Raw genomic sequence first — 23,597 nt, forward strand, 5'->3', positions numbered from 1 at the left:
CGGGGCCCATGCGCTTCCCTCGCTTCGCCGCCCCCACGCTCGTCCTCGTCGCCACCTCGGCCCTGGCCATCGCGGCCTGCGGCGGCTCCGTGCCGACCGACCTCTTCTCCGACCCGGGCGCCGACTCGGGGGCGACGGCCGACGGGAGCAGCGGAGGGGGCAACGGTGGCGGCGGAGGCGGCACGAGCGACGCCAGCTTCGAGAGCGACGCGAGCGTCCCCACCGACGCGGGCACGAACGACGCGGCGCGGCCCGTCGACGCGGGCCAGGTGGGCATCCCCTGCGGGACCGACGTCTGCGCGGTGGGCTCGGTCTGCTGCGCGAACGGGGCGCAGGCGCCCTTCCAGTACGTGTGCAAAGCCAAAGAGTCCGAGTGCGCCGAGACGTCGGTGCCTATCGCGTGCAACGGCGCCGAGGACTGCACGGGCGGTTCGGCGCGCATCTGCTGCGGCGATCGCGTCTTCGAGAACGGCCGCACGAGCTACGCCGACGTGACCTGCCGGAGCACCTGCAACAACGGCAACGTGCGCTTCTGCGATCCGAAGAACGCCGCCGCGAGCTGCGGGCAAAACGGGCGCTGCGAGGCGTCCACGATCCTGCCTGGGTTCTTTACTTGTCTGTGAGCCCGTAGGCGTCGCGATCGCGCGGGGGACGCGCGGGGGTGGCGACGGTGCGGGGCCGCGGCTACGGCACGTGAGGCGAGAGGGTCACTGACGATGACGTGGGACTCGATGCGCGCTTAGCCTCGGGCCGAGGGCACCGTGATGGCGGCGGGAGGGTACGCGCGAGCCGGAAACCCAGGGCTTGTATGCGATCCCATGTCGCCCCGAGCCGGAACGAGACAGTCGTCGCCCCGGCCGAGGACGTGACACCACCTCCCCGCTTGGTGCGTACGTCTCCCGCCCCGAGCGCTTGTCCAGGGTCGGTGTAGGGACCGGCGCGAAATCCGAGGCCGACGTACTCGTCACTCGTCCACTCGGCCACGTTGCCCAGCATGTCGAAGAGCCCCCATCCGTTGGGCTCCTTGGTCATCACGGGCTTCGTCGTCGTTGTCCGTTGAGCGAGGATAGTGGCGGTCACGCAGTACCACGCGGCGCGATCGAGGAACGGTTCGGAGAGCTCGTGACACTCCACCGTGGGGTCATACGACTTCGCGAGCATCGGCCCAGTGTAGTAGGGAGTACGAGCACCGGCTCTCGCGGCATATTCCCACTCTGCCTCCGTGGGGAGCCGGTAGCCACGGCATTCGTATACGTTCTCTGGTGCGGCGCGGACCCGCGTGCACTTGCTCCCTGCGCCACGCACGCCTTCACACCCCTCGAGGACGTAGCACTCCGCGAGGGGCGGCTCGTGACGGCGCGACGCTTCGTTCGCGTAGGCTATCGCATCGAACCACGAGAGATTCGTCGCCGGGCAATCTGAGGCGAGACAGCTTCCGTACTCGACTCCCGCCTCAGGATTCGGGGCAGTCGCCCCGTTGACGAAGCCGGCGGCGACCCACTCCCGCTGGGTGACCTCGTGCTGTCCCATCTCGAACCTGTGGCTGAGCGTCACCTGAGCCTCCTCTTCGGTCTTCGCGCCACGCCCCGCCTGGCACGACGGTTACCCCATCACGAAACAGCCAGGTGGAATCTCGCAGAAGCCTTCCTTGCACTTGGCCTCCACGGGCGGGTGCTTGCAGTCGGGGGTGACCGGGAAGGTGCTCACGCATGCCGTGCTCGGGGAGCCGGCGTCGGCTGGCGGACTTGCGTCTCCGAGAGCTGCGGCATCGGCGAGGGACCCGTCGCCCGTGCTCCCCGCGTCAACGAGGGGGCTCGAAGGGGTCGGCGAGCACGCGATGGCCAAGCCCACGAGGAGGACGGGCCAGCGGCGAGCGGTGCCGTGGGATGGCGCTTCGGGTGGGGAGCTGGGTTTTCGCGGTGGACGGCCCATCGGATCAGTCGAGTGTACGGACGAGACGGATGCCGATCCCGTCCACCCCATGCCAACTCGCCGCCACCCTCCAGGTTACTGTAGTGGAGGCAAATCCTGTCGAGGCACCACCTCCGCGCTTGGCGCGATACGGCCGAGCGCCGAACCGGGCCCCAGGATTAACATGGGGCCCGCCCTGGAGTCCGAAGTCGACCTTTTCTTCGCTCGTCCACTCGGGCACATTTCCCAGCACGTCGTATAGGCCCCACCCGTTGGGCAGTTTCTGCATAACAGGACGCGTCTCGTACACCAGCGGGCTCTCGCTTTTGGGGGTGCCGCAGTACCAGGCGATCTTGTCGAGGGCCGGCTCTTTCTGCTCGGTGCACGACTTCATGAAGTCATACATCTTCGCGACAATATCGCCTGACGGGAACGGGGTGCGTGTCCCTGCCCTGGCGGCATATTCCCACTCCGCCTCCGTCGGAAGGCGATACCCGCGGCAAGCGTAGACGTCCTCCGGCACGGCGTGGGCGCCCGCGCACTCGCGGTCGAGGCCACGTGTACCGGTGCAACCGTCGAGCGCGTAACATTCGGGGAGGGGGGGGCTGTGCGTGCGAGAGCGTACATTCGCGTAGTCGAGCGCGTCGAAGTAGGTGAGCATCGTCGCTGGGCAGTTCGGGGCGACGCAGCTACCGTACGAGTCAGGTTCATTTTTCGCTGGGACCGCGTTGTTCGGGAACCCCGCCGCCATCCACTCCTCTTGCGTCGTCTCGTGCTGCGCGATCTCGAACCGGTGGGTCAGGGTGACCTGCGACTCCGGCTCCGAGGCCGGGCCTCGACCTGCTTGACAAGGGGGTGATCCCATCACGAAACAGCCAGGTGGAATCTCGCAGAAGCCTTCCTTGCACTTGGTCTCGACGGGCGGGTGCTTGCAGTCGGGGGTGACGGGGAAGGTGCTGAAGCAGGCCCTGCTCGCGTCGATGACCGAAGACGAGTCCAACGAACCTCCGTCGGAGGGAGTTGTTGGGACAGAACGAGCAGGCGCACCCGCATCCCCGGCTCGCATGTCGAAGTCACTGCCTCGTGTACACGCAGTCGACACGAGTCCCACCCCTAGAATAGTGGCGACAATGGAGGACCGCATCAGTGTTGCGCCCCATAGTCGATGATAGCGTTTTCGACCTTCAGTTGTTTCGGCGTAAGCACGCCGAACTCGACCTTGCTCGCATTGACAATATCGTCCGGAGTCGGATTCTTTCGCAAGCAGTTACCGCCGCACGAGCGCGCCATCACGGTGGCAAGCTCGGCTACGGTGATCGCATTGGGGCCGGTGGTGGCGGCTCGCATCCAGTTCATCCAGTCCCACTCGATGCCGCGCCCAACCTCCAAACATCGCGTCTCGAGGTACTTCACCTGCTGGCTGCAGGAGACCGGAACCGGAGGTGAGATCGTCGCGCCCGTGTCGGGGAGAGCCTGTTCCTTGTAGTAGACGAAGTTGCAGTTTCCGGCGCTCGGATTCCAGGTGTTGGCCGTGACGACGTGCGCGAGCGCTTCCGTGGCTGCGCCCGCGTGGTATTCCTTCGATTGGATGCAGTGAGAGTCCTCGCTGGAGACAGCGACGTGCTTGCACGAACAATACGGCTCGGTGTCCTCATCGACCGGCGCCTTGTAGGTTACCCAAGCGTTGTCGACGTGGATCGACGGAGAAGCGCCGTACCTATCCATGAGAGAGTGCCCGAACTCATGGACGATGATGAACTTCCATTGAACATTATGGCTGTCGCGTTCGGGCTGGTTCGGCCCGAGCCACAAGGTGCCACCGAAATGGCACGCAGTGCCTACCCTCTTGTCAGGTGTCTGCGGATAGCCTTGGCAGAGGTCGAGGACCACGGGCATCGTTTGGTTGGCCTTGAGGCTGGGACCGACGGCCTTGAGCGCCTGACCGATGGCCGCCGAGGCCTGCAGGTTGTTGTCGGACACGAACGTCATCGTGATGGCGGACGTCCCCACTGGGGAGCCGACGATGGAGAACGACGTCGCGAGCGCGGTATGCACAGCGTCCCTGCCGCCAGTGCCAGGGGTGATGGGGTCACGGACGTCGACATCGACGCTCCTTGACGTGTAGCGCATGCGGCTCTCTGTCTTCAGCAGGTAGCCATGCCCGACGACGACGGTGGAGAGGCGCGGGGCGCAGCCGTTTTCGTCCGCGCTTCCGGCCCAGAGCAACGACGACGTCCCGTCGGAGAGGACCTCGTAGAGCTCGGTGCGGGCGAAGGCGGTCGGAGCCCGTCCAGCGAAGACGACGGCCTCGCCCTTGCCGTCGTCGAGGTAGTAGGCCCGCAGCCGCGCGCACACCTTGATGCCCGAGAGCTGGTCGGTGTTGGGCGAGGAGGGGGCGGGGAAGATGTCGAAGAGCGACTTGTCGACGTTGGAGAACACCTCGGTCGCGTATTGCACGGCGACCGAATCGACGAGGTTCGGGGCGAGCGTCGCGATATCGACCATCTGCGTGCCGTCCCAGATTTTGCCGGCGACGCTGCGGAGGGCGACGGCGAGGGGGCCCATGCGCGCCGCGATGTCGGCCTGGGAGGTGACGCCTTCGAGGACCGTCGGGCTCTCCCAGTTCGCCCCCGCGACGTCCACGGAGGCGTACGTCGGGTCGAAGGTGTAGGCGAGCTTCGGCGAGTGCGCGCTCACGCCGACGAGGTGCTCGTGGCCTGCTGGAGCGCCTGTGACTTCGGCGACGATCTCGGCCGTCGCTTTGGCATTCGTGGGTTGGATGGGCAGCGTCGAGTAGGCGACGACGACCTCCGTGCTCGCCGCGGGTGCGACCGACCCCGTCCAGATGGTGCGCGTGACCTCGCGTCCGTCGAGCCCCTGCGCGCGGATGGCGAGGGTGCCTGACAACGTTTGACCGGTCGTGTTGGTGATCTTGGCGATCCGAGTCGAGCCGGAGGCGAAGAGGCCAGGTGTGAGGGCGCCCCAGGAGGGAGAGAGAGGCGGCTCACTTGCGCCTTGATTGCAGACCGTATCGGAGATCCACTCGGCTTCGTTCGTCGCCGAGCCGTCCGGGGCGACCCCCCCGGCGACGAGGACGAGCCCGTTCGCGTCGGCCGTGGCCGTGTGCGCATAGCGGGCAGTGTGCAACTTGCCCACCGGTCGGCCGCTCGTCGCAGACTCGAAGAGGCGTGCGTCGTTGAGGACGGTCGTGCTCGCGTAGCCGCCCGTCGTTACCATCCCCTCGTGCATGGTCGCGGTCGCCGCCGGACGAATCGCCTCCCCGAGGAGGTTTGGCCCTTGGGTCCACGGGCTCGTCGCAGGCAGGGGCGCGTAGTCGGTACGGCTCGTCGCAGCGCCGCTCGTCGTCTCGCCGCCGGCGATGACGGCGGTGCCACTTGCGAGCAGCGCCGCCCCCGCCTTGGTGCGGGCGACGGGAAGGGACGTGAGGGTGGAGAAGGTATCCACCCCGGAATTGTACCGCACCACGGACGAAAGCACGGAGTATGCGCCGTCGTTGCGCTCGCCACCGAAGAAGGTGACGCCCGTGGAGGTCGCGAGCGAGGCATGCCAACCGCGCGAACCGCCAGGCATGGTGCGCGCGTACCATTGGTCGGCGGCCTTGAAGTAGACGGGAGCATCGGCGGTGGGCTCCCGGGCCTCGCCCGGCGACGCCCCCGGTCCGTCACTGTCAGTCCTCGGCCGTTGCCGCAGGCCGAACGAGGAAGCGAGCCCGAACGATCATGCTCTCGGGCCCCGAGGGCGCGGTGCCGAGGATGGCGTCGACCTCGTAGTCCACGGACTTGCCCCTGCGGCTGATGCCTTCGAGCTCGTCCTCCAGCGCGGCCCTCGGGTCGGAACCGAACTCGCAGACCATAGACGCGTCGAAAGACCACCGGCCGGCTACTGGACTCACCACGACGAATGTGTGCGGAACCTGGTTGACCTCTCCGCAGGGCCCGATTTCGGCGGTGAATCCAGGGGGTGGGAGGGTATAGAGCCGGGCGCTGTGGCAGCCCCGCGCGAGGGGTGTTTCGGCGACGTTCGCCAGAAGCGAACGAAGGTTGATGGCTTGGCAGACGGGGGGATGGGTTTGATTCATGGAGACAGACAGGTAAGCGCCGAGGGGCCATGCGCAAGGGGGTGCCCGGGGCATTGCCGGGGTAGGGGGCGGCCGGGAAGGGCGCCTACCCCATCGAGCACACGCCCGCATCTGACGTTGGGGCTCCTACCCTACGAACCTCGCTGCGCGCCACCGCTGGCCTTCGGGCAGCTCATACGTCACCAACACCCCCAGCGCGACGAGGCTCTCGAGCAGGTCGGCCACGGTCTCCGCCTTGGCGCCCTTGAAGGCGCGCGCCACGTCGTCCGCGGAGTGCTCGGCGCTCGTGTGAAGCACGAAGTCGCGCACGGCCGCGATCTGCTCGGGGAGCTTCTTGGGCCACGGGGTGGCCGTCGGTGGCTTCGAGGCGCGGGCCGGAGGGGGGGCCTCGTCGTCTTCGGCGGGCTCGGGCTCGGCGCCGGGGAGGGTCTCTTGTTTGGCGACGCTCGCGGTCCCCTTGGGGGCCTGAAAGTCGGGCCGGAGCCAGCGCACGAGCCCGCGGGCCTCTTCTTCGGCGCGCTCCTTGTTGAGGGCCACCAAGCGCTCGAGGATCTCGTCGTCGGTCAGCGTCGTGGGCCAGCCATACGCCTCGAACACGGCCGCGTCGAGGTCGTCGTGGATCGTCTTGAGGACCGACACGAGCCCCTGCTCGTGGATGACCTTGTCCTTCGCGGTGAGCGCCTCGCCGGAGCGGAGCTTCTCGAGGACGTTGTACATGCCGGTGATCGTGAGCTCCGGGTGCAGAGCCTGCTGGCGCTTGCGGTGGGCGTCGAGGCTTTCGGCGAGGGAGGCAAGCTTGGCTTCGCTCGCCTGCGACTGGCCGTGAGGGAATGGAAAAGTCGCGAAGCACTTGGAGTTGTTGTAGGTGAGATCGTTGCCGACGCCGTGGTGGCTTCCGACTCGCCGAGCCCACGAATCGTGGACGCGCGAGGATAGGATGCCTAGGGCTGACCAGCTCTCGAGGGCAATGGCAACGACCTTACTCTCGGCAAGGACGTTCGCTTCGACCGCATGGAAGACGAAGAACTTCGCGGTTCGACAAATGGCGACATACCAACGGAGGCCCTGGATGGCCTTCCTCATGCCCCCACGCCCCTCTGCGAAGAGCCACCAGTTCTTGCGATAGGCTTCCCGTTTCTGGAGGTCGCGTTCGGGCTTCACGAGCGAGACGAGTCGCTGGTACAAACCCGGGCATCGTGATCGCGCCTCGGCCTCCGAGAGTCCGAAGAGATCAACCACAAGTCGTCCCTTGCTCCGTCGATTGAGCTCGTTGCCGACCAGGTACGGGCGCAGAAACGTGCGTTCTGGCACCGAAACCGCACCGATCTCGTCGGGTTCGATGACGAAGCCTTGGCCGGATAGCGTTACTCCCATGAACGACAGCCCATCGTTCGAGCAGAGCCTCGCTGCGGCTCCCGCGTCGGCACCGGTGGCGATGTCGGCGTGTATCTGCCCATGGCGGATCGAAAACTCGAGAGAGGGCGCATCACCGCCGCCCGAAGGGCTTGGCTTCTCGTCGACGACCGTCATGTATTTGCCGGCAGTTGATATTCCGGGTTCGAGAACGGTCATGGCGATGCGAACCTGGGCCCCGTCTGCATGGTCGACCCATGGATGGTCGGGAACTGCGAACGCGAGGCTCGACGCGCGGAGCGCATCCTCCACTACGGAGCGGTTGAACACCTGGGTGATGCTGTTGGTCGTAATGAGGCCAGCGCGTCGGGTACCTCCCGAAGCGATGAGCTTGGCGCCCGCGTGCCACCAGTACATCACGAAGTCGACGCTATCGGAGACGTCGTTCCAGACACTTCGGAGCGCCTCGACGTAGCCCTCTCCAAGCACCGCTCGCATCCGCTTGTTTCCGATAAACGGCGGGTTGCCCACGATGAAGTCGGCCTCCGGCCAGGTCGCCTTGCGGGGGTTCGGATACGCGTAGACCGGCACGGTGGCGCTCTCGTCGGGGACCTCTTTGCCGGTGACGGGGCTCACCTTCATGGTCTCGCCGTCCCACCGGGTGATCGGCTTGCCGGCGGCGTCGCGCACGATCTCTGCGTGGGGGGCGCCGTCCCAGTCGAGCACGGCGTCGCGGCACTCGATGTTGCCGTAGTCTTGGAGCACCGGCTCGGGCACGGGCTTGCTTTTGCCGTACTGCCGAAAGTGCCACTGCAGGTAGCCGATCCACAAGACAAGCTCGGCGATCTCCTTCGCCCACGGCTTCACCTCGATGCCCAAGAACTGCCCCGGCGTGACGCGCAGGCCCTGGAGGCCCATGAGCAGCTCTTGGGACTCGCCGAGCGAGGCGCGGAGCTCGAGCACCTCGGCCTCGAGCCGCTTGAACAAGTCGAGCGTGACGTAGAGAAAGTTGCCCGAGCCGCACGCCGGGTCGAGCACCCGCGTTTTGCAGAGCTTCTCCTGGAACGCGAGCACCTGGGCGCGGGCTTCTTTGAGGCGCGCCTCCTTCACCTTGGGCTTCTCTTCGGACTCTTTGACGAGCTCGCGGACGTGGGCGCGCACCACGTCCCAGTCGGCGCGGAGGGGCTCTTCGACGGTGGGCTTCACGAGGCGCTCGACGTAGGCGCGAGGTGTGTAGTGCGCGCCGAGGCGGTGCCGCTCCTTGGGGTCGAGGGCGCGCTCGAGGAGCGTTCCGAAGATGGCGGGCTCCACGTCGGTCCAGTTGCACTCGGCGGCCTGGCGCAGCAGCATCAGGGCGTGGCGATCGAGGGGGAGCGCCGAGGGCGCGCGGAAGAGGCCGCCGTTGAACCGGAGGATCTTCTCGCCGGTGAAGAGACCGCCGCCGTCGTTCATGGTGCGCCAGAGCACCTCGACCCCCATCGTGAAGCTCGCGGGGTTCGGCTCCCAGTAGTCCCGGAGGGCCTTGGTAAAGGCCTCCTTCGGCAAGAGGCCTACGTCCTCCGCGAACATGGTGAAGAGGCACCGCATCAGGAACTTCGCGACAGACTCTTGCGCGTGGCCCTGGGACTCGAGCAGCTTCGCAAGATTCGCGAGGTACTCGGCCACCTCGCGCGTGACCTTGGCCGACTGCTTCGCCGGGTCGAGCGAGAGCGGGTCCGTCCAAATGGTGCGCAAGAGGGGCGCATGTTTCTCCAGGTCCGAGACGTAGATGCGCGAGGCCTGCGGGTTCGGGAAGGGGCGGTAGTCCCACGAGCCGTCGAACGCGGCGTAGATGTCGAAGCAGTGCCCGAGGTCGGAGACGATGAGGAAGGGCACGGCCTTCGCGAAGGCGCGCGCGTAGCCGAGCGCCTGGCCGTACGCGTCGTTCATGGCGATGTTCCACGCGGGCGTTCCGCGGCGCGCGGTGCCGAGCTTCTTCGCACCATCGTTCGAGCCTTGTTTGGCCTCGAGGATGAAGCAGCCGGCCTTGTAAAGGTCGATCTTCTTGGTCGTCGCCGAGGCGCCCTCGCGCCCGAGCTTCGCGTCCTTCTCGAAGACGTACGTGTCGCGCTCGGCGTCGCCCGTGGAGGGCTCGGGGTGAGGCAGCCCGAGGACGGTGCAAAGGTCCTTGAGGTAGCTGTCTTTGTTGGCGCGCTCGCCGACCGAGTCGGCGTACCGGGCGATGAAGGCCGCGTAATCCATGGAGGCCCGCGAGGGTACGGGGGAATGGGGGGCTCCGAAAGGTGGATAGGGGCGAAGGCGTCGCTCTTGACAGCCGGGGCACGCCGGCCCACGTGGCGCGTCGACCGAGAGCGACGTACATTCACCCCATGCCTCAGGTAGGGGCCTGGTACCCCGACGACCTGACGGCATGGGCGCCAGCTGTTCCAGGCGGTTCGCGCCGTCACCCTCGCCTCCGATCGAGGATCGCCGGCACGTGCGTGTGGCCCGGCGCGAGCGCCGCGGCCAGGCGATGGTTGCCGTCGGAGGGGACGAACCCAGGCGCCCGGTTCCCCACTATGACCGGCGGCATGGTCCACCGGCTGAACCGGGCACACGCCACCGTCCTCGAACCTCGTACATGGGCGCCGAAGCCGGTCCGGACCGCCTCTTCGGCCCACCAACGGGCGCCGAAGCCGGTCGCGACCGCCTCTTGAGCCCGTCAACGGGCCCGAAAGCCGGTCGCGACCGCCTCTTCGGCCCGTCAACGGGCCCGAAAGCCGGTCCGGACCGCCTCTTGAGCCCGTCAACGGGCCCGGAAGCCGGTCCGGACCGCCTCTTGAGCCCGTCAACGGGCGCCGAAGCCGGTCCGGACCGGCTGTTTTGGCCGAAATATGGGGTGTGGCCTCCGCGGCGGCGCCTCGAGTGCCAGGCGACGGATCGCGTCCTCGCGAGGACCGTTTCGTTCCGGCAACCTCTCGTCCTCGTGCTCGTCGGACGAGCGCGGGATCGCCTTGCGTCGCCCCTGACTTAGATCATAGCGTCTTCGCCTGGGGGGAGCGTCAGCGTGGCGGTCCGCCTGTGAAGAAAGGACCGTGCGATGGCATTGATCGATTTGACGACCCCCGAGATGGTCGACGTCTCGGGCGCTTGGCTCGACGCCGGCTCGCCCGAGGGCAAGGTGATCTCGCGGGCGAAGGGGCTCGTCCCGCTGCTCATGTTCGTGCGTGAGGCCCACGAAGGGCTGCTCGCGTCGCAGGTCGTCGCGGAGAATCCGCACGCTGCGCGCATCAAAGAGCTTACGCAGGCGAACACCGATCTCGACCGGGATCACGATCGCCACGTGCGCGGCAGCATCCTCCTCTTGGAGGCGCTCGCGCTCCTCGCCAAGAGCGACAAGCGGCGCGACGCGTACCGGGCGACGTCGCTCGCGCTCTTCCCCGACGGCGCGTCGACGACGCAGCTCTCCTACTCGGCCGAGGCCGGCAACGCGGCCATGGTCGACGAGCGCCTCAGCGATGCCCACAAGAAGACGATGGCCAGCATCACCACGCCCGAGGGCTCCCTCCCCGAGATCGTGGGTCGCTGGAAGAAGGTGGCGCGCGCGCTCGGCGAGTCCGACAAGGAGCGTACGCGGCTCATGGAGGTCAAAGCCGACGGCACGACGAAGTCCGATGGCATCCAAGCGCGCAACGCGTGGATCCGCGCGGTCGACGTGTTCCGCCGCGCCATCCCCATGGCGAAGCTCTCCCCAGAGGACGTGACGATGATCCTCGCGACGCTGACGAAGTCCGAGGAGCGCGGCAAGAACCGCGGCGGCGGAGGGGGTGGCGAAGAAGGGGGCGACGAGAGCGGCGAGGGCGGCGAGCCCACCGGAGACGGCGAGGGCTGACGACGATCCAAACTGCTCGGCGCGCTGCGCTCGGGGACCCCACGGATTCCACGAGCGCGGCGCGCCGCAGCGTTTGCTATGCACTTCGCCATGGGGACCGGTGATGCAGAGCTCTTCACGAGCGGCCAACGAAGCGACGGAACCCTGCTCATCGGCCCGGGTGTCGCGGTGTACGTCGGCGAGCGGCCGCCGCTCCGCTCCCTTGGGCGCGTGGTCGCCTGGGTCTCGGGGGTGAACGCGGGGCGTGAGGACGCGGGCGGTCCTCGTGTGCTGGTGGGCGGCGACGCGCTCGATGCACGCGATCGCACCGGCGCCGTGGACCGCATCGTGTTCGTGGACGAACGAACCGCGGCCGGCCGCCTGCTCGGCCTGACCCGGGGCCGGGCGCCTTCCGTGCGAGTGCCCAAGGACACGTCGCTCGACCTTCGCGAAGAGCGCCGCACGGTCGCGAGGCTCTTCGGCGCGCTCGGGCTCGACGCCGAGGGTTTCACGAGCGACGACTTCGCCGAGAGCGTGGCGCGGCTCGAGAGGCGATGCCTCACGTCGAGCGACACGCGGCGCGGAGGAAAAGCGAAGCTCACGCCAACCGGCAACTACGACCCTCTACCGGGCGAGCTTCAGCGGGTGGGCCTGAGCCTGTCGATGGCGAGCGAGTGGTACAGAATCGCGGGTCCACTCGTGGCGAGCTGCGCAGGCATCGCGGACGAGGAGCTTCGCCGGCACTTCACCGGGAGCGCGTTGCTGCGGTCGTCGCACTTCTTCGCGCGCCTCGGGCTCGCGGAGAGCCCGCCGGCTCACGTGGGCTTGCTCTTTGGGAGCGAGAACCAAGTGATCCCGGTCGGGAGCACGAGGATCGCCGTGACGGACTGGAGGGGTGGCTCGCCGTCGGGCGGGTGACGAGAGAGAGAAGGGGTGCCCCCACCGCCGGGTGCTCGGCCTACCGGCCTGCGCGCCCGACACCTCCCCCAAACGCCGTTCTCGGCTTCGCTTCTCCGTGACACGAACGTCACCCACGTGCGCGAAGCCTGCGAGCGGCGAGGGGGAGGTCAAGAGCTCGTGCGGCGGCGGGAGGCGCTCGGGAGGTCCCCAGAAATCGACAGGCGACGAAAGAAAACCCGCAACGTCTTCCCGGGACCGACCGAGACAGCCCCCGTGAACGGCAGGCTCGACCAGCACGAGAGCACGACGATGGCCAAGGCGAGGGCCAGGGCCGTGCCGTCGTGCGCCGCGGGCCGGAAGCAGGGCGACCGTAAGAAACGTGCCCTTCGGGCTCGAAGAGTTGCCGTAACCTGTCAGCCCCGGCGCGAATTTGCTATCCCGTACCCCGTGATGGTTGGGGCAAGGGCCGGCACGGTCGGGGCAGAGGGTGGGCGGGGCGCGACAGGGCTCACGGCGCGTCGAGGTGCGCGGTGACGGCGGCGCCGCACGCGAAGCCGAGGGAGCTCCTTCGGGGCGAGGTGATCCCGGGCACGTCGCTCCACGTGAAGGGCGTGCTGGGCCGCGGCGGGTTCGGCACCGTGTACGACTGCGTGAACGCGAAGCTCGAGTGCGACAGCGCGGTGAAGCTCTTGAACGCCGAGCTCTTCGGGCGCTCGGACCTCGAGAAGGGCATGCTCGTCGAGGCGCGGCGGACGGCGAAGATCGAGAGCGACCACGTGGTGAAGGTCCGTTCGGTCGGGCTGACGCGCGAGGCTCGCTCGCGGCTCTACGTGGAGATGTTCAGGCTCCAAGGCCAGAGCCTCTACGCGGTGCTGCGCGCGCTCGGGCGCCTCAGCGTGCTCGAGTCGGTGCTGTATGGCATCCACATGTGTACGGGGCTCGCGAGCGCCCACGCTCTCGGCATCGTGCACTGCGACATCAAGCCGGGGAACGTCTTCCTCACGCGGCTCTACGATCCGCTCACCCGCGGATGGGTGACACGCGCCGTGGTGCTCGACCTCGGCATCGCGCGCTTCGCGACCACCCTGAGGTCCGAGGGGGGCGACTTCGCGGGCACACCAGGCCTCGCCGCGCCGGAGCAGTTCGAGGGCAGGTTCTACCCGCAGTCGGACGTGTACGCGGTGGGAGTCACCCTCTTCATGATGCTCACGGGCACGCACCCTCACGCGCCCTTCACGAGCAACCGGCAGGAGCTGATGCGGGCCAAGCTCGACGTGTCGCGCATTAAGCGGCTGCGAAACGTCCTGCCCGAGGTGTCGCCGGGCTCGTACCTGTGCCCCGAGCTCGACGACCTCGTCTTCCGGATGATCCTGCCGGACTTTCGCGACCGGCCCGCGTCGATGGAGCACGTGCTCTCGGAGCTCGCGATCGTCCAACAGAAGGTCGAGGCGTGGGACCTGCGCAAGGCGCTCCTCGCGCAGGGCAAGGTGAAGCCGCGGGCCCGCGGGGCGGCGACCACGCCTGAGGCGCCCGACGTGATGGCGCACCGGGTTCGTGAGCACTACGGCCAAGAAGGCACGGAGGCTCCTGCGGGCGAGGAGCTGTCGATCGAGCGTCTGCTCGACTCGGCCGTCGAGGAGCGCAAGGAACGCACACGACGCGGCGGGACCGTACCGGGGCTCGGCGAAGCGCGGACGCCGGCTCCGATGCGCACGGCGGCGGACGTGCTTGCGACGGCGGCCGAAGAGGAGCAGCTCCGGGAGCTCGACTACAAGAAGGCGATGGACGATCTCCCGTTCCGCGGGCCCGCACTCCCGCTGGGCGAGCCGACCCCGGGCCCCGAGGCGTGGGCCAAGCTGGAGCAGGGGCTGCTCGGCGTCGACACGGAGCCTTCGGGCCTCGGGACCGAGGGGCGGCCCGAGGGCACGGGCGAGCCCGAGCCGGCGGTGATCGCGGAGACGTCGGCCGACCGCGAGTTCTTCTTGGGAAAGAGCACGCAGAAGTCGGCGGCAGGGCTTCCGATCTCTTCGGCGGAGCCCGAGATGGGCATGGAGGAGCGCGTGCGCATCGCGGCGCTCCCTCGGCCGGACCGGAGCTTCGCCAACCCGCGTCGTGTGTCGACGTTCGCCGGGAGCGTGAGCACGCCGAGCACCCCATCGCCGGTGCGGGTGCCACTCCAAGCTCGGCTCCGCGAGGTGTGGGTCACGTCTCCACGGCTGCGCGGGTACGTGTATGGCACCTTGCCGTTCGTGGTCCTGCTCCCCGCCTTCTTTTTCGTCATGGCGCGGATGGGGTGGGGTGGGCCACTCTTCCGGACCTCGTCTTCGGCGAGCGCGCAGACGGTAGAGCCGGCGGTCGTGGTGGTGAGCTCGGGCGCACCCGTGGCGCCGGAGCTCGTACCACTGCCGTCGACCGTGCCTGTCTTCGCCTCGCCCGCGCAGCCCGCTACGGGCGCGCACGGAGAGCCCGTGGCGTCGAGCTCGTCGCGGGCCCACGCCCCGCTGCCGACCGCGAGCGCTTCGGGGAAAGGCGCGCTGCCGACGGGGGCGTCGCATACTTCGAAGCCGACCGCGAGCCCCGCGCACGCCGCCGAGCCCTCCCGACCGAGCCCGCCAAGCCCGAAGCCCACCCCTACGGCTCCAGCCGTCGATCCGCAGCGCGCGTCCGACATCACCCACAAGATCGACTGAGGATGCCATGAGCCAAGACGACGAGCCCAAAGATCCGGTCCTCGAGAAGCTCCGCGCGGCGCGTGGAAGCTACACGGACGTGGCGCGTGAGATCGCGAAGGGCGTGGTCGAGTACGACCGCGCGAAGAAGCGCGCCCCCGATGGGGGGCCCGTGCACGATCCCGCGCTCTTCAAGGACGTATCGGACGCACCGGTTCGCAACGCGGAGCTGGGGATTCCGTTCCGAACAGCGCCCGGCTCCCCCGCGGAGGCCGCGGCGCAAGGGGCACAAAGGTCCGCGGAGGACCTTGGGATCTTGCCGGAGCCGAAGCCGTTCACGGTACCTCCGCGAGAGCCGCTGCGAGCGAGCCGAGAGGCCGAGACGGTGCCGGTGTCGCGCGACCCGGTGGTGGCTCAAGAACCTCGGAGGCGCGCGTGGGTGTTCCTGCTCGCGGCGCTGGTAACCGGGCTTGGCCTCATCGCGGTGGTGCGGCTCACGCAGAAGGGCGAGACCCAAGCCGACGCGGGAGCGACGGCGACGACGGCGAGCGCGAGCGCCACGGTCGTGTCGGCAGCCACGGGATCTTCCGCGCCGATCGTGGCGCCGTCGACCCCGCCGAGCGCGGTGATGGCGGCACCGAGCGCGTCGCCCATGGCCCCGAGCGCGGCTGTCTCAAGTTCTGTGAAGAGCGCGGCACATCCGGTGGCGGCCCCGAGCGTGGCGGCGCACGTCCCGACCGCACCCGAGCCCCCGACGGCCGGGACGGTACCCCCGAGCAAGCCAGCGGCGCCAGCCGCCTCCGCGTCGTCGCGGTTTGGTCAGTTCATCGAAGAGGAGAAGCAAAAGTGAAAAGGTGGTGCGTGATCGCGGCGCTCGTAGTGTTCCCGGCGGTGGCGAAGGCCGACGCCGTGTCGGACGCGGATGCGCGTTTCAAGGAGGGCGTGGCTCTCCAGAGGGCGGGCAACGTCGACGGGGCGCGCGAGAAGTTCCTCCAGTCGCTCGCGCTGCACCGGAGCGCGTCGACGCTGATCAACCTGGCGATCCTGGAGGCCGACGCGAAGCACCCCGACCGCGCGCTCGGCTACCTGCGGGAGTGGCTGAAGCACCCCGGAGCGGACGTGGCGAAGAAGGCGAAGGTGGAGCGCGAGATGCTGCCCGTGCTCGAAGCCGAGACGGGCCGAGCGGAGGTGAAGGCGCCACCGGGGCAAGAGGTGAAGATCGATGGACGGAGCCATGGGAACGCGCCGATCCGGGAGGTGGTGGATTTGATGCCCGGGAGCCACGAGGTGTCGTGTGCTGGCAAGGTGGTGACGATCACGGTCCGGAACGGGCAGGTGACGTCGGTGGACGTGACGGAGGGCACGAAGGGGCAAGGGCCTGTGACGCCGCCGCCCGAGACGGAGCGAGGCGATTGGCTATTGCCCGCGACGCTGGGCGGAATCGGGGTGGTTGGCGTCGGAGTGGGCGTGGTGCTCGGAGTGATGTCCTCGTCGGCGAAGAGCGACGCAGAGACGGCGGGCGCAGGGTTGCGATGTGCGACGCCGACGTCACGGGAGTGCGCGGACGTGCTCGACGCGACGAATCGGGCGAACGGCACGGGGACGGGCGCGATCGTGGGCTACGCCGTAGGCGGCGCGTTCCTCGCGGGCGCGGTGGTCTCGGCGCTGGTGATTCAGCCGTGGAAAGAGCGGCCGAAGAGGGTGAGTGTCGTGCCGAGCCTGGGCGGAGCGATGGTCGTGGGGACGTTTTGAAGGAGCCGACAATGAAGCGAGCCTTGACGATCGTGGGCCTTGTGGGGATGGGGTTGATTGTCGCGGGATGTCCGCAAGTGGGGCTGGACCCGTGCGAATTCGCGACGTGCGGAGCCGACGATGGCGGGGCAGACGTGAGCGCTCCCGATGGGACGAGCGACACGTCGACGGATGCGACGACGGACCGGGATCCGCCGCCTCCGGGCTGTGACACGCCGACGGAGCCCTTGAAGAACCCCGAGAAATGCTTGGTAGATTCGTTTGGGGTGTTTGTGTCGGCAGCCGGAGCCGACACGAACGACGGCACCAAGCAGAAGCCCTTCAAGACGGTCGGGAAGGCACTCTCGAGCGGCCGTGGGCGGGTGGTCGTGTGCGAGGGGACGTACACGGAGTCGGTCGAGATCAAGGCGGACGTCGAGATCTACTCGGGGGTGACGTGTGACTTCGCGAAGGCCGGCGGTAAGGCGAAGCTCGTCGCGACCAAGCCGGAGTACGCGGTGTCGATCTCGTCCCCCGCAAACACCGTGCGCTTCCAAAGCGTGGACGTCGAGGCCATCGACGGCACAGAGCCGAGCGTGAATAGCATCGCGATGCTCGTGTCGCAGGCTCAGGCCGTCACCCTCGTCAACGTCGGTCTTTCAGCGAAGACTGGCTTCGACGGCAAGAAGGGCGACGAGGGGACGGTGGGGGCCATGGGAGACGTCGGAAACGATGCCATGGGTGCCACGCCGGGGGTTGGAAAGTCGAAATTGTGCTCAGCGAACACGTCGGGCGGAGCGGGCGGAGCGGCTGGAGCAAACGGTGGACCGGGCGGACCGAATCTGCCGGAAAACCCGGCCGGCGCTACGGGGGCTGGGGGGACGTCAGGGGTGAATTGCGCCGCAAATGGATTCGCGGGCTTCGGAAAGAACGGAGCCGATGCGCCGAACGCGACACCTGCCCCCAAAGTGACGACACAAGGGACCATCGCGACGACGTGGCAACCGGCTCGGGGCCAAGATGGGGTCGCGGGCGGGCCCGGTCAGGGCGGGGGCGGAGGGGCCGGCATCTCCGGTGGCGGTGGCGGCGGTGGCACTGGGGGCTGTGGCGGATCCGGAGGTAAGGGAGGTCTCGGGGGTGGAGGAAGCATCGCTCTGCTTTCAATTGGCGCAAAGGTCTCCATGCAGGCCTCGACGCTCCGCTCAGGAGGAGGCGGAGGAGGCGGAGGAGGCGGAGGAGGCGGAGGAGGCGGCCTCGGTGGAAATGGAGGCGGCGCAGGTGCCAACGGGTGCCAAGCCGGAAGCGGTGGCCAAGGTGGCAAGGGCGGCGCAGGGTCTGGCGGCGCGGGCGGCATCTCCGTGCCTATCGTCTACAAGGGCACGAAGCCCGGAGGTGACGCCACCCTCACCTTCGGTACCCCAGGCACCGCCGGCCTCGGCGGCGCGCCGGGAGTGAACGACGGCCCTATGGGACTCGCGCAGAACGAGCTCGAGGTCCCGTGACGCGGGGAGCGGCGAGGGTTGCCGAGCGCGCCTCGCCGCACCACGGGCTCTGCGTCTCCCCCTGTCCGCTCGGAGGCTTCGCGCACGTGGGTGTGCGTGACGCTACGAGGGAAAGCGAAGCCGAGAACGGACGTTGGGGGAGACCGACACGATGGCGAAAGCGACACGAGGCGATGGCATGAAAGGACGGAACGAATCGGACGGAGCGCTCAGGAGGCGAGCCGGGCTTTCGCCTTCGTGGCGAGCGGGGGCACCCCTGCTCGTCGGGCTCGTCGTGGTGCACATGGCCTCGTGTGTCGGGGATGATCCGGTGGCCGTGGTGGCCGATGGCGGGGCAGACGTGAGCGCTCCGGATGGGGCGAGCGACACGTCGACGGATGCGACGACGGATCGGGATCCGCCTCCTCCGGGCTGTGACACGCCGACGGAGCCCTTGAAGAACCCCGAGAAATGCTTGGTAGATTCGTTTGGGGTTTTCGTGTCGCCTTCGGGAGATGACGGGAACGCAGGGACGAAAGAGAAGCCGCTGAAGACGATCGGGAAGGCGCTTCAGAGTGGGCGTGGACGAGTCGTGGTGTGCGAGGGCGAGTTTTCCGGTTCGCTCGACATCACGACGGCAGTGGAGATCTACGGCGGCATCTCGTGTGACTTCAAGAAGGCCGGAGCGAAGCCCAAGGTGCTCGCGTCGAAGCCTGGCTACGGGATCAAGGTCGAGAAGGTGGCGGGTGCGGTGATCCTCGCGGACCTCGATGTCGTCGGCATGAACGCCGCGGCGCCCAGCGAGAGCAGCGTCGGGGTGTTCGTGACGGAGAGCGCGAACGTGAAGCTGCTTCGGTCGCGGGTGGAGGCAGGAGACGGCGCGGATGCGCCTGCTGCGCGAGACGGGAGCTTCACGCTTGCCGCACGCGCACCGGATGGTCAGATGGCCGTCGCGAACACCGGCGGCGCGGCGGGAGACACCGGGGCCTGCCCGGGTGGCGGGTCGAGCAAAGGTGGCAAGGGCGGGGACATCGGACTTGAGGGGCAGGACGGCATGCCTCGGCCACCGGGCGGAGCCAAAGGGCCGGCGACTGCCGATTGTGCAGTCACGGGAACCGGATTCGGTGGCACCCCCGGCACACCGGGAATGGACCGCGCCGGGCAACCCCGGTCGCCACCCTGACCTCGACGGGCCTCACAGGTAACAAGGGCCAAGACGGCGCGTCCGGCAGCATCGGAGGCGGCGGAGGTGGGGGCTACGGGACGGCGGGAGCCGGGGGTGGAGGCGGAGCGGGAGGCTGCGGCGGGCAAGGCGGGTTCGGGGGCGGCGCGGGCGGCTCCAGCATCGCGGTGGTGTCCTTCTCGAGCACGGTCGCGCTCGAAGCCACGGAGCTCGTGGCCAAGGTCGCGAAGCCTGGCGGAGTCGGCGGCAAGGGCCAAATCGGCCAGGCTGGGGGATTCCGTGGCAACGGCTCTGGCGGTGCCTGCCAAGGCGGAAACGGCGCGAAGGGCGGCGACGGCGGCGGCGGCGGCGGCGGCGCGGGCGGCATCGCGGCTGGCATCGCGTGGGCCGGTGGCAAAGAGCCGACCAAGGACGCCACGACCAAGATCACTCGGCCGACGGGCGCAGGCCCCGCGGGTGGCGAAGGCGGTGCCGGAGCGAGCAACAAGGGCGTGGACGGCGTGCACGCCGACGTGTTCGAGGTGAAGTGAAGTAGTTTGTCTTGAAAGAGCGAGGCCCACCTGGGTCTCGCTCGAGGCGAACTTAGATTCTGGCCCATTGTCCGGGGACGGGCAGATCCTGGTGGCCGACCACGAGCTAACTTAGGGAGCTCCGTTCAGGTAACCCAAACATTCATGCCGGTAAACTCCTTCACCTGCCGCTCGACCTCAGCTCGTGTCGCGGCGGGCCACTTCATCGATTCTTGGTGGTTGACGATGATTCCGTCCGGCTCGACTTCAATGAAAAAGCCTGCCGGGTCTAGTTGAGCCGCTTTCGCGGCGACCGCAATGATTCGACGATCGTTGTTCCTGAACTTTGTCACTGATGTCACCTTTCTGAACGGAGAGCTGCGCTCGACGTTTTCCGTCGCGATGCCATGACCACTTTCGTGTGGCAGTTTGACGCTCCTAGCGAGTAGACCCAGAAGTGGAAGCCGAGCGCCGGAATCTTCCCACTCCAAAGGACTACACTGCGACACCGGGGCGGGGTGTGTGAGCGGAGATTAGCTGACCACTGTCGGTGCGCAAGTGCGCTCCTTGTCGTCTCGGTGCTGCCGGGAAATCGGGATGAGCGGAGCCGATAGGGCAGCCGGGCGATGGGCCCGCGACTGATTCCGGAGGGGGTGGGCGGAGCGGGAACGAGCACGAGGACGGACGCTGAAGCGCCGTGAGCGACCCAACCCGCCCACGGTTTCGCGAGCGGAGGTGGGATGACGGAGGAAGGGCGCCCTTCGGGCGCCCTTCCTCCCCTCACCCGAGGGCCGCGCGAATGCGCACGAGCACCGCGGGCAGCGCGCGCTCGACGTGCCACGCTTTGACGCGGAGCACCCGCACGCCGTACCGCGCGAGGTACGCGTCTCGCTCGCGGTCGCGCCACTCGCGGCCGACGTGGGACGTGCCGTCGACCTCGACGACGAGCCGCGGCTCGGGGGCGAAGAAGTCGACGATGGTGGCCCCGAGGACGACTTGGCGCCGGAATTTGACGCCGAGCCTTCGCCCACGCAGCGCCTCCCACAAGATGCGCTCCGACGCGGTGGGGTGACGCCGCGAGTGCTGCGCGCAGGGCGTAAGGAAGTTGCGCTCGTGACGAAGTGACGGAAAGAGAAACCGCATATGGACCTCCGGGCCGGCGAGAGCGCCGGCTTCGTGCCCACCGGCGCAGACGCCGTGACAGCGGCGAAGATCCGCCTCGCGACGCACCGAGCTGCCGCTGGCGCGGCGTGTGCGCCACAGCACGCAGCCGGCGCTCTCGTTGGCTCGGAGGGCGAGGGAGCTCGCGGCTAACGATGGCGAACGTGCTCTCTAGGCCAAGGTGCCCCCACTCGCAGGTGCTCTCCGCGCGAAGGTGCCCCCACTCGCAGGTGCTCTCCGCGCGAAGGTGCCCCCACTCGCAGGTGCTCGGCCTACCGGCCTGCGCGCCTGCGGTCTCCCCCAAGTGTCGAGCTCCGCTCGCCACGGGGGAGACGCAGAGCTCGTGACGCGCACGGCCCCCTCGAGCGAGCCACGAGGGTCGCGGGCTCTTCACCTCCCCTATCCGCTCGCAGGCTTTGCGCAAGCGAGTGAACGCGACGTGACGTGGAGAAGCAAAGCCGAGAACGGATTTTGGGGGAGGTGTCGGGCGCGCAGGCCGCTAGGCCGAGCACCCGGCGGTGGGGGCACCCCTTCTCTCGCTCTCGCTCTCGCTTTCGGCCGAGCACCCGGCGGGGGGCCACCGTCCCCCAAGCTTACATGAGTGTAGTCTACACGTCTCCCCCCGCATGTTCCCTTGCCGGCGCCGGCCGAGGTCGATAGCTTCGGCGCATGCCGCTCTCGAGGGGTATCGCTCGCTTCGTGATCCTCGCCGTCGGGCTCGGCGCGTGCGGCGGCGCGACCGCGGTGGACGCGACCGACACCTCGGACGCGAGCACCCCCCAAGACGCGAGCGCCGGCAGCACGGTCGACGCCTCGACCCCCGACGCACCCGTCGACGCCGGCCCGGCCGCGCGCGCGATCGTGACGGTGCATGGCGGCGCGGCCGCGGGCTGCGTGACGGTCCCGCCGATGACCGTCGGGGATTTCGGGGCTCCCGCGGGAGGCGTGCCCGCGAAGTCCGTGGCGAACGACGAGCGCGTCGACGGCAAGCGCGTCGGCGTCGCGTGCCGTGTCGCGGCGCTCTCCGATGGCTTCGAGATCGACGCGACCGTGTCGATCGAGGGAGGGCCGCGGCTCACGCTCACCGGCAAGACCGACCTGAAAGGCTCATCGTCGGCGACCGTCTTCTCCTTGGCGCAAGAGCGAACGTGGAAGTCGCCGACCTGCAAGCTCGACGTGTCGGGCATCTCCCCACAGGGCGGCGCGGCCTCCGGACGCTACTGGGGGCTCGTCACCTGCGCGGGAGCCACGAGCGATCTCGGCGCCACGTGCGACATCTTCGGGCAAATCCGTCTCGAAAACTGCCGCCCCTGACGCGAGGCATGGGTGTCTTCACCCGGTCGCACGCGACGCGCCCGCAGCGCTCGAGGGCGCCACGCCGCGCCGCGGGCTCTGCGCCTCCCCCTGTCCGCTCGCAGGCTTCGCGCAAGCGAGTGGACGCGCCGTTACGCGGAGAAGCGAAGCCGAGAACGGACTTTGGGGGAGGCCGCGGGCGCGCAGGCCGTTAGGCCGAGCACCCGCGGGTGGGGGCACCCCTTCTCTCACTCTCGCTCTCTCCCTCTCCCCCTCACGCCTTCGCGATGGCCGGACCCGAGGGCGCCGCTTCGATCAAGTGGCGCGAGGAGGGCGAGCCGGGGGGCGGCGCGAGGATGCCGTCGTCCGTGAAGAGGCGGAGCTCGTCGGACACCTTGCGCAGGTACTGCTGCTTCACGTGGAAGGGCAAAAACGCGCTCTTGAAGCCCGAGAGCACGATGGCCTTCAGGTCCTCGAGGGTGAACCCGAGGTGTGTGTGACAGAGGTAGAGCTCTTTGCTCACCGTGGTGTCGGTCACGAGGCGGTTGTCGGTGTTGACCGTGACGCGGAGCCCGAGCGCTTTGTAGAGCTTCAGCGGGTGGCTCGGCAGATCGCGGATGGCGCCGGTCTGCACGTTCGACGAGGGGCAGCACTCGAGCGCGATGCGGTGATCGTTCACGTAGTGGAGGAGATCGCCGTTCTCGCGGAGGCGGCACCCGTGCCCGATGCGGTGCGCTCCGCACACGTGGATGGCTTGCGCGATCGACTCGGGGCCGTAGGCCTCGCCCGCGTGGATCGTGACGTTGATGTTGTTGTCGCGCACGAGCTGGAAGGCCGTGCGGTGGTGCTTGGCGGGGTTGTCGTACTCGGCGCCGGCGAGGTCGAACCCGACGACGCCGCGGCCCTTGTAGGCCACCGCGAGCTCGGCCATCTCGAGGGAGCTCTCGGGCGAGACGTTGCGGATGCCGCAGATGATGACGGCCGACTCGATGCCGAAGCGCTCTTGCGCGGCGCGCAGGCCCTCGAGCACGGCTTCGACCACCGCCGTGAGCTTGAGCCCGCGCTGCGTGTGGAGCATGGGCGCGTACCGCACCTCCATGTAGCGGACGTTCTCGCGGGCGGCGTCCTCGGCGAGCTCGTAGGCGATGCGGGTGAGCGCGTCGGCGGTCTGCATCACGCGGAGGGTGACGTCGAACGCCTTCAGGTACTCGACGAGCGAGCCGCAGTTGCGACCGAGGTTCATCGCCTTGCGGAGGCCGTCCTCGTCGGACGCGGGGAGGACGATCTTCTCTTTGTCGGCGAGCTCGAGGATGGTCGAGAGACGAAGCGAGCCGTCGAGGTGAACGTGGAGGTCCGTCTTGGGGAGCTTCTCGATGAGCTCGAGCGAGAGTGTCTTCGTCATGGCGGACGCTTAGCACACTCCGGCCTCGTGACGTCGCGCCCGAATGACCCTCGAC

18 protein-coding genes are annotated in these 23,597 nt (G+C 68.5%); 10 read left to right on the plus strand and 8 right to left on the minus strand.

The window, feature by feature from the left end; translation table 11 throughout:
- The first annotated feature begins 8 nt into the window (after positions 1–8).
- Positions 9–623 (plus strand): hypothetical protein, encoded by a 615-nt coding sequence (locus tag IPK71_01205; GenBank protein MBK8212340.1) that lies wholly within the window; start codon positions 9–11, stop codon positions 621–623.
- Between the two features lie 61 nt (positions 624–684).
- Here IPK71_01205 and IPK71_01210 read toward each other — a convergent pair whose 3' ends face one another.
- The 5 genes from IPK71_01210 to IPK71_01230 form a co-directional block, all read right to left on the minus strand.
- Positions 685–1,554, minus strand: a complete 870-nt coding sequence (locus IPK71_01210; protein MBK8212341.1) for an SUMF1/EgtB/PvdO family nonheme iron enzyme — start codon at positions 1,552–1,554, stop codon at positions 685–687.
- A gap of 382 nt (positions 1,555–1,936) precedes the next feature.
- On the minus strand, positions 1,937–2,911 hold the full coding sequence (locus IPK71_01215) for an SUMF1/EgtB/PvdO family nonheme iron enzyme (protein ID MBK8212342.1): 975 nt from the start codon (positions 2,909–2,911) through the stop codon (positions 1,937–1,939).
- A gap of 143 nt (positions 2,912–3,054) precedes the next feature.
- The gene (locus IPK71_01220) at positions 3,055–5,376 is read right to left on the minus strand and encodes a hypothetical protein (GenBank protein ID MBK8212343.1); all 2,322 of its coding nucleotides are present in this window, start codon (positions 5,374–5,376) and stop codon (positions 3,055–3,057) included.
- Positions 5,377–5,599: 223 nt separating this feature from the next.
- Positions 5,600–5,785, minus strand: coding sequence for a hypothetical protein (locus IPK71_01225; protein ID MBK8212344.1), 186 nt, complete (start codon positions 5,783–5,785; stop codon positions 5,600–5,602).
- A 351-nt stretch (positions 5,786–6,136) separates the two neighbouring features.
- Positions 6,137–9,604: a class I SAM-dependent DNA methyltransferase gene (locus IPK71_01230; protein MBK8212345.1), complete on the minus strand. Its 3,468-nt coding sequence runs from the start codon at positions 9,602–9,604 to the stop codon at positions 6,137–6,139.
- An 838-nt stretch (positions 9,605–10,442) separates the two neighbouring features.
- Between IPK71_01230 and IPK71_01235 the strand changes: the two genes are divergently transcribed.
- From IPK71_01235 to IPK71_01270, 8 genes are all read left to right on the plus strand, one after another.
- Positions 10,443–11,234 carry a hypothetical protein gene (locus IPK71_01235; GenBank protein ID MBK8212346.1) on the plus strand — a complete coding sequence of 264 codons (792 nt, stop codon included), beginning with the start codon at positions 10,443–10,445 and terminating at the stop codon, positions 11,232–11,234.
- 90 nt (positions 11,235–11,324) lie between these two features.
- Positions 11,325–12,131, plus strand: a complete 807-nt coding sequence (locus IPK71_01240) for a hypothetical protein (protein ID MBK8212347.1) — start codon at positions 11,325–11,327, stop codon at positions 12,129–12,131.
- A gap of 512 nt (positions 12,132–12,643) precedes the next feature.
- Entirely contained in the window at positions 12,644–14,803 is a 2,160-nt protein-coding gene (locus IPK71_01245; GenBank protein MBK8212348.1) for a protein kinase, read from the plus strand.
- A gap of 7 nt (positions 14,804–14,810) precedes the next feature.
- Complete coding sequence (locus IPK71_01250; GenBank protein MBK8212349.1) at positions 14,811–15,632, plus strand: hypothetical protein; 822 nt, start codon at positions 14,811–14,813, stop codon at positions 15,630–15,632.
- An 11-nt stretch (positions 15,633–15,643) separates the two neighbouring features.
- The gene (locus tag IPK71_01255; protein ID MBK8212350.1) at positions 15,644–16,534 is read left to right on the plus strand and encodes a hypothetical protein; all 891 of its coding nucleotides are present in this window, start codon (positions 15,644–15,646) and stop codon (positions 16,532–16,534) included.
- A gap of 266 nt (positions 16,535–16,800) precedes the next feature.
- Complete coding sequence (locus IPK71_01260) at positions 16,801–18,015, plus strand: DUF1565 domain-containing protein (protein MBK8212351.1); 1,215 nt, start codon at positions 16,801–16,803, stop codon at positions 18,013–18,015.
- A gap of 478 nt (positions 18,016–18,493) precedes the next feature.
- Positions 18,494–19,177: a DUF1565 domain-containing protein gene (locus IPK71_01265; GenBank protein ID MBK8212352.1), complete on the plus strand. Its 684-nt coding sequence runs from the start codon at positions 18,494–18,496 to the stop codon at positions 19,175–19,177.
- Between the two features lie 170 nt (positions 19,178–19,347).
- Entirely contained in the window at positions 19,348–19,707 is a 360-nt protein-coding gene (locus IPK71_01270; GenBank protein ID MBK8212353.1) for a hypothetical protein, read from the plus strand.
- 125 nt (positions 19,708–19,832) lie between these two features.
- On the opposite strand, the gene IPK71_01275 is transcribed toward IPK71_01270, so the two are convergent.
- Positions 19,833–20,039 (minus strand): hypothetical protein, encoded by a 207-nt coding sequence (locus IPK71_01275; protein ID MBK8212354.1) that lies wholly within the window; start codon positions 20,037–20,039, stop codon positions 19,833–19,835.
- Positions 20,040–20,466: 427 nt separating this feature from the next.
- A complete protein-coding gene (locus IPK71_01280; GenBank protein MBK8212355.1) occupies positions 20,467–20,829 on the minus strand; it encodes a DUF559 domain-containing protein in 363 nt (120 codons plus the stop codon).
- Between the two features lie 687 nt (positions 20,830–21,516).
- On the opposite strand from IPK71_01280, the gene IPK71_01285 reads away from it, so the two are divergent.
- Positions 21,517–22,161: a hypothetical protein gene (locus IPK71_01285; protein MBK8212356.1), complete on the plus strand. Its 645-nt coding sequence runs from the start codon at positions 21,517–21,519 to the stop codon at positions 22,159–22,161.
- A gap of 253 nt (positions 22,162–22,414) precedes the next feature.
- Here the strand turns inward: IPK71_01285 and add are convergent, their stop codons facing one another.
- Positions 22,415–23,542, minus strand: a complete 1,128-nt coding sequence (gene add, locus IPK71_01290) for an adenosine deaminase (protein MBK8212357.1) — start codon at positions 23,540–23,542, stop codon at positions 22,415–22,417.
- Positions 23,543–23,597 lie beyond the last annotated feature (55 nt).

This window comes from Myxococcales bacterium (assembly GCA_016712525.1).
Taxonomy (GTDB): domain Bacteria; phylum Myxococcota_A; class Polyangia; order Polyangiales; family Polyangiaceae; genus JAAFHV01.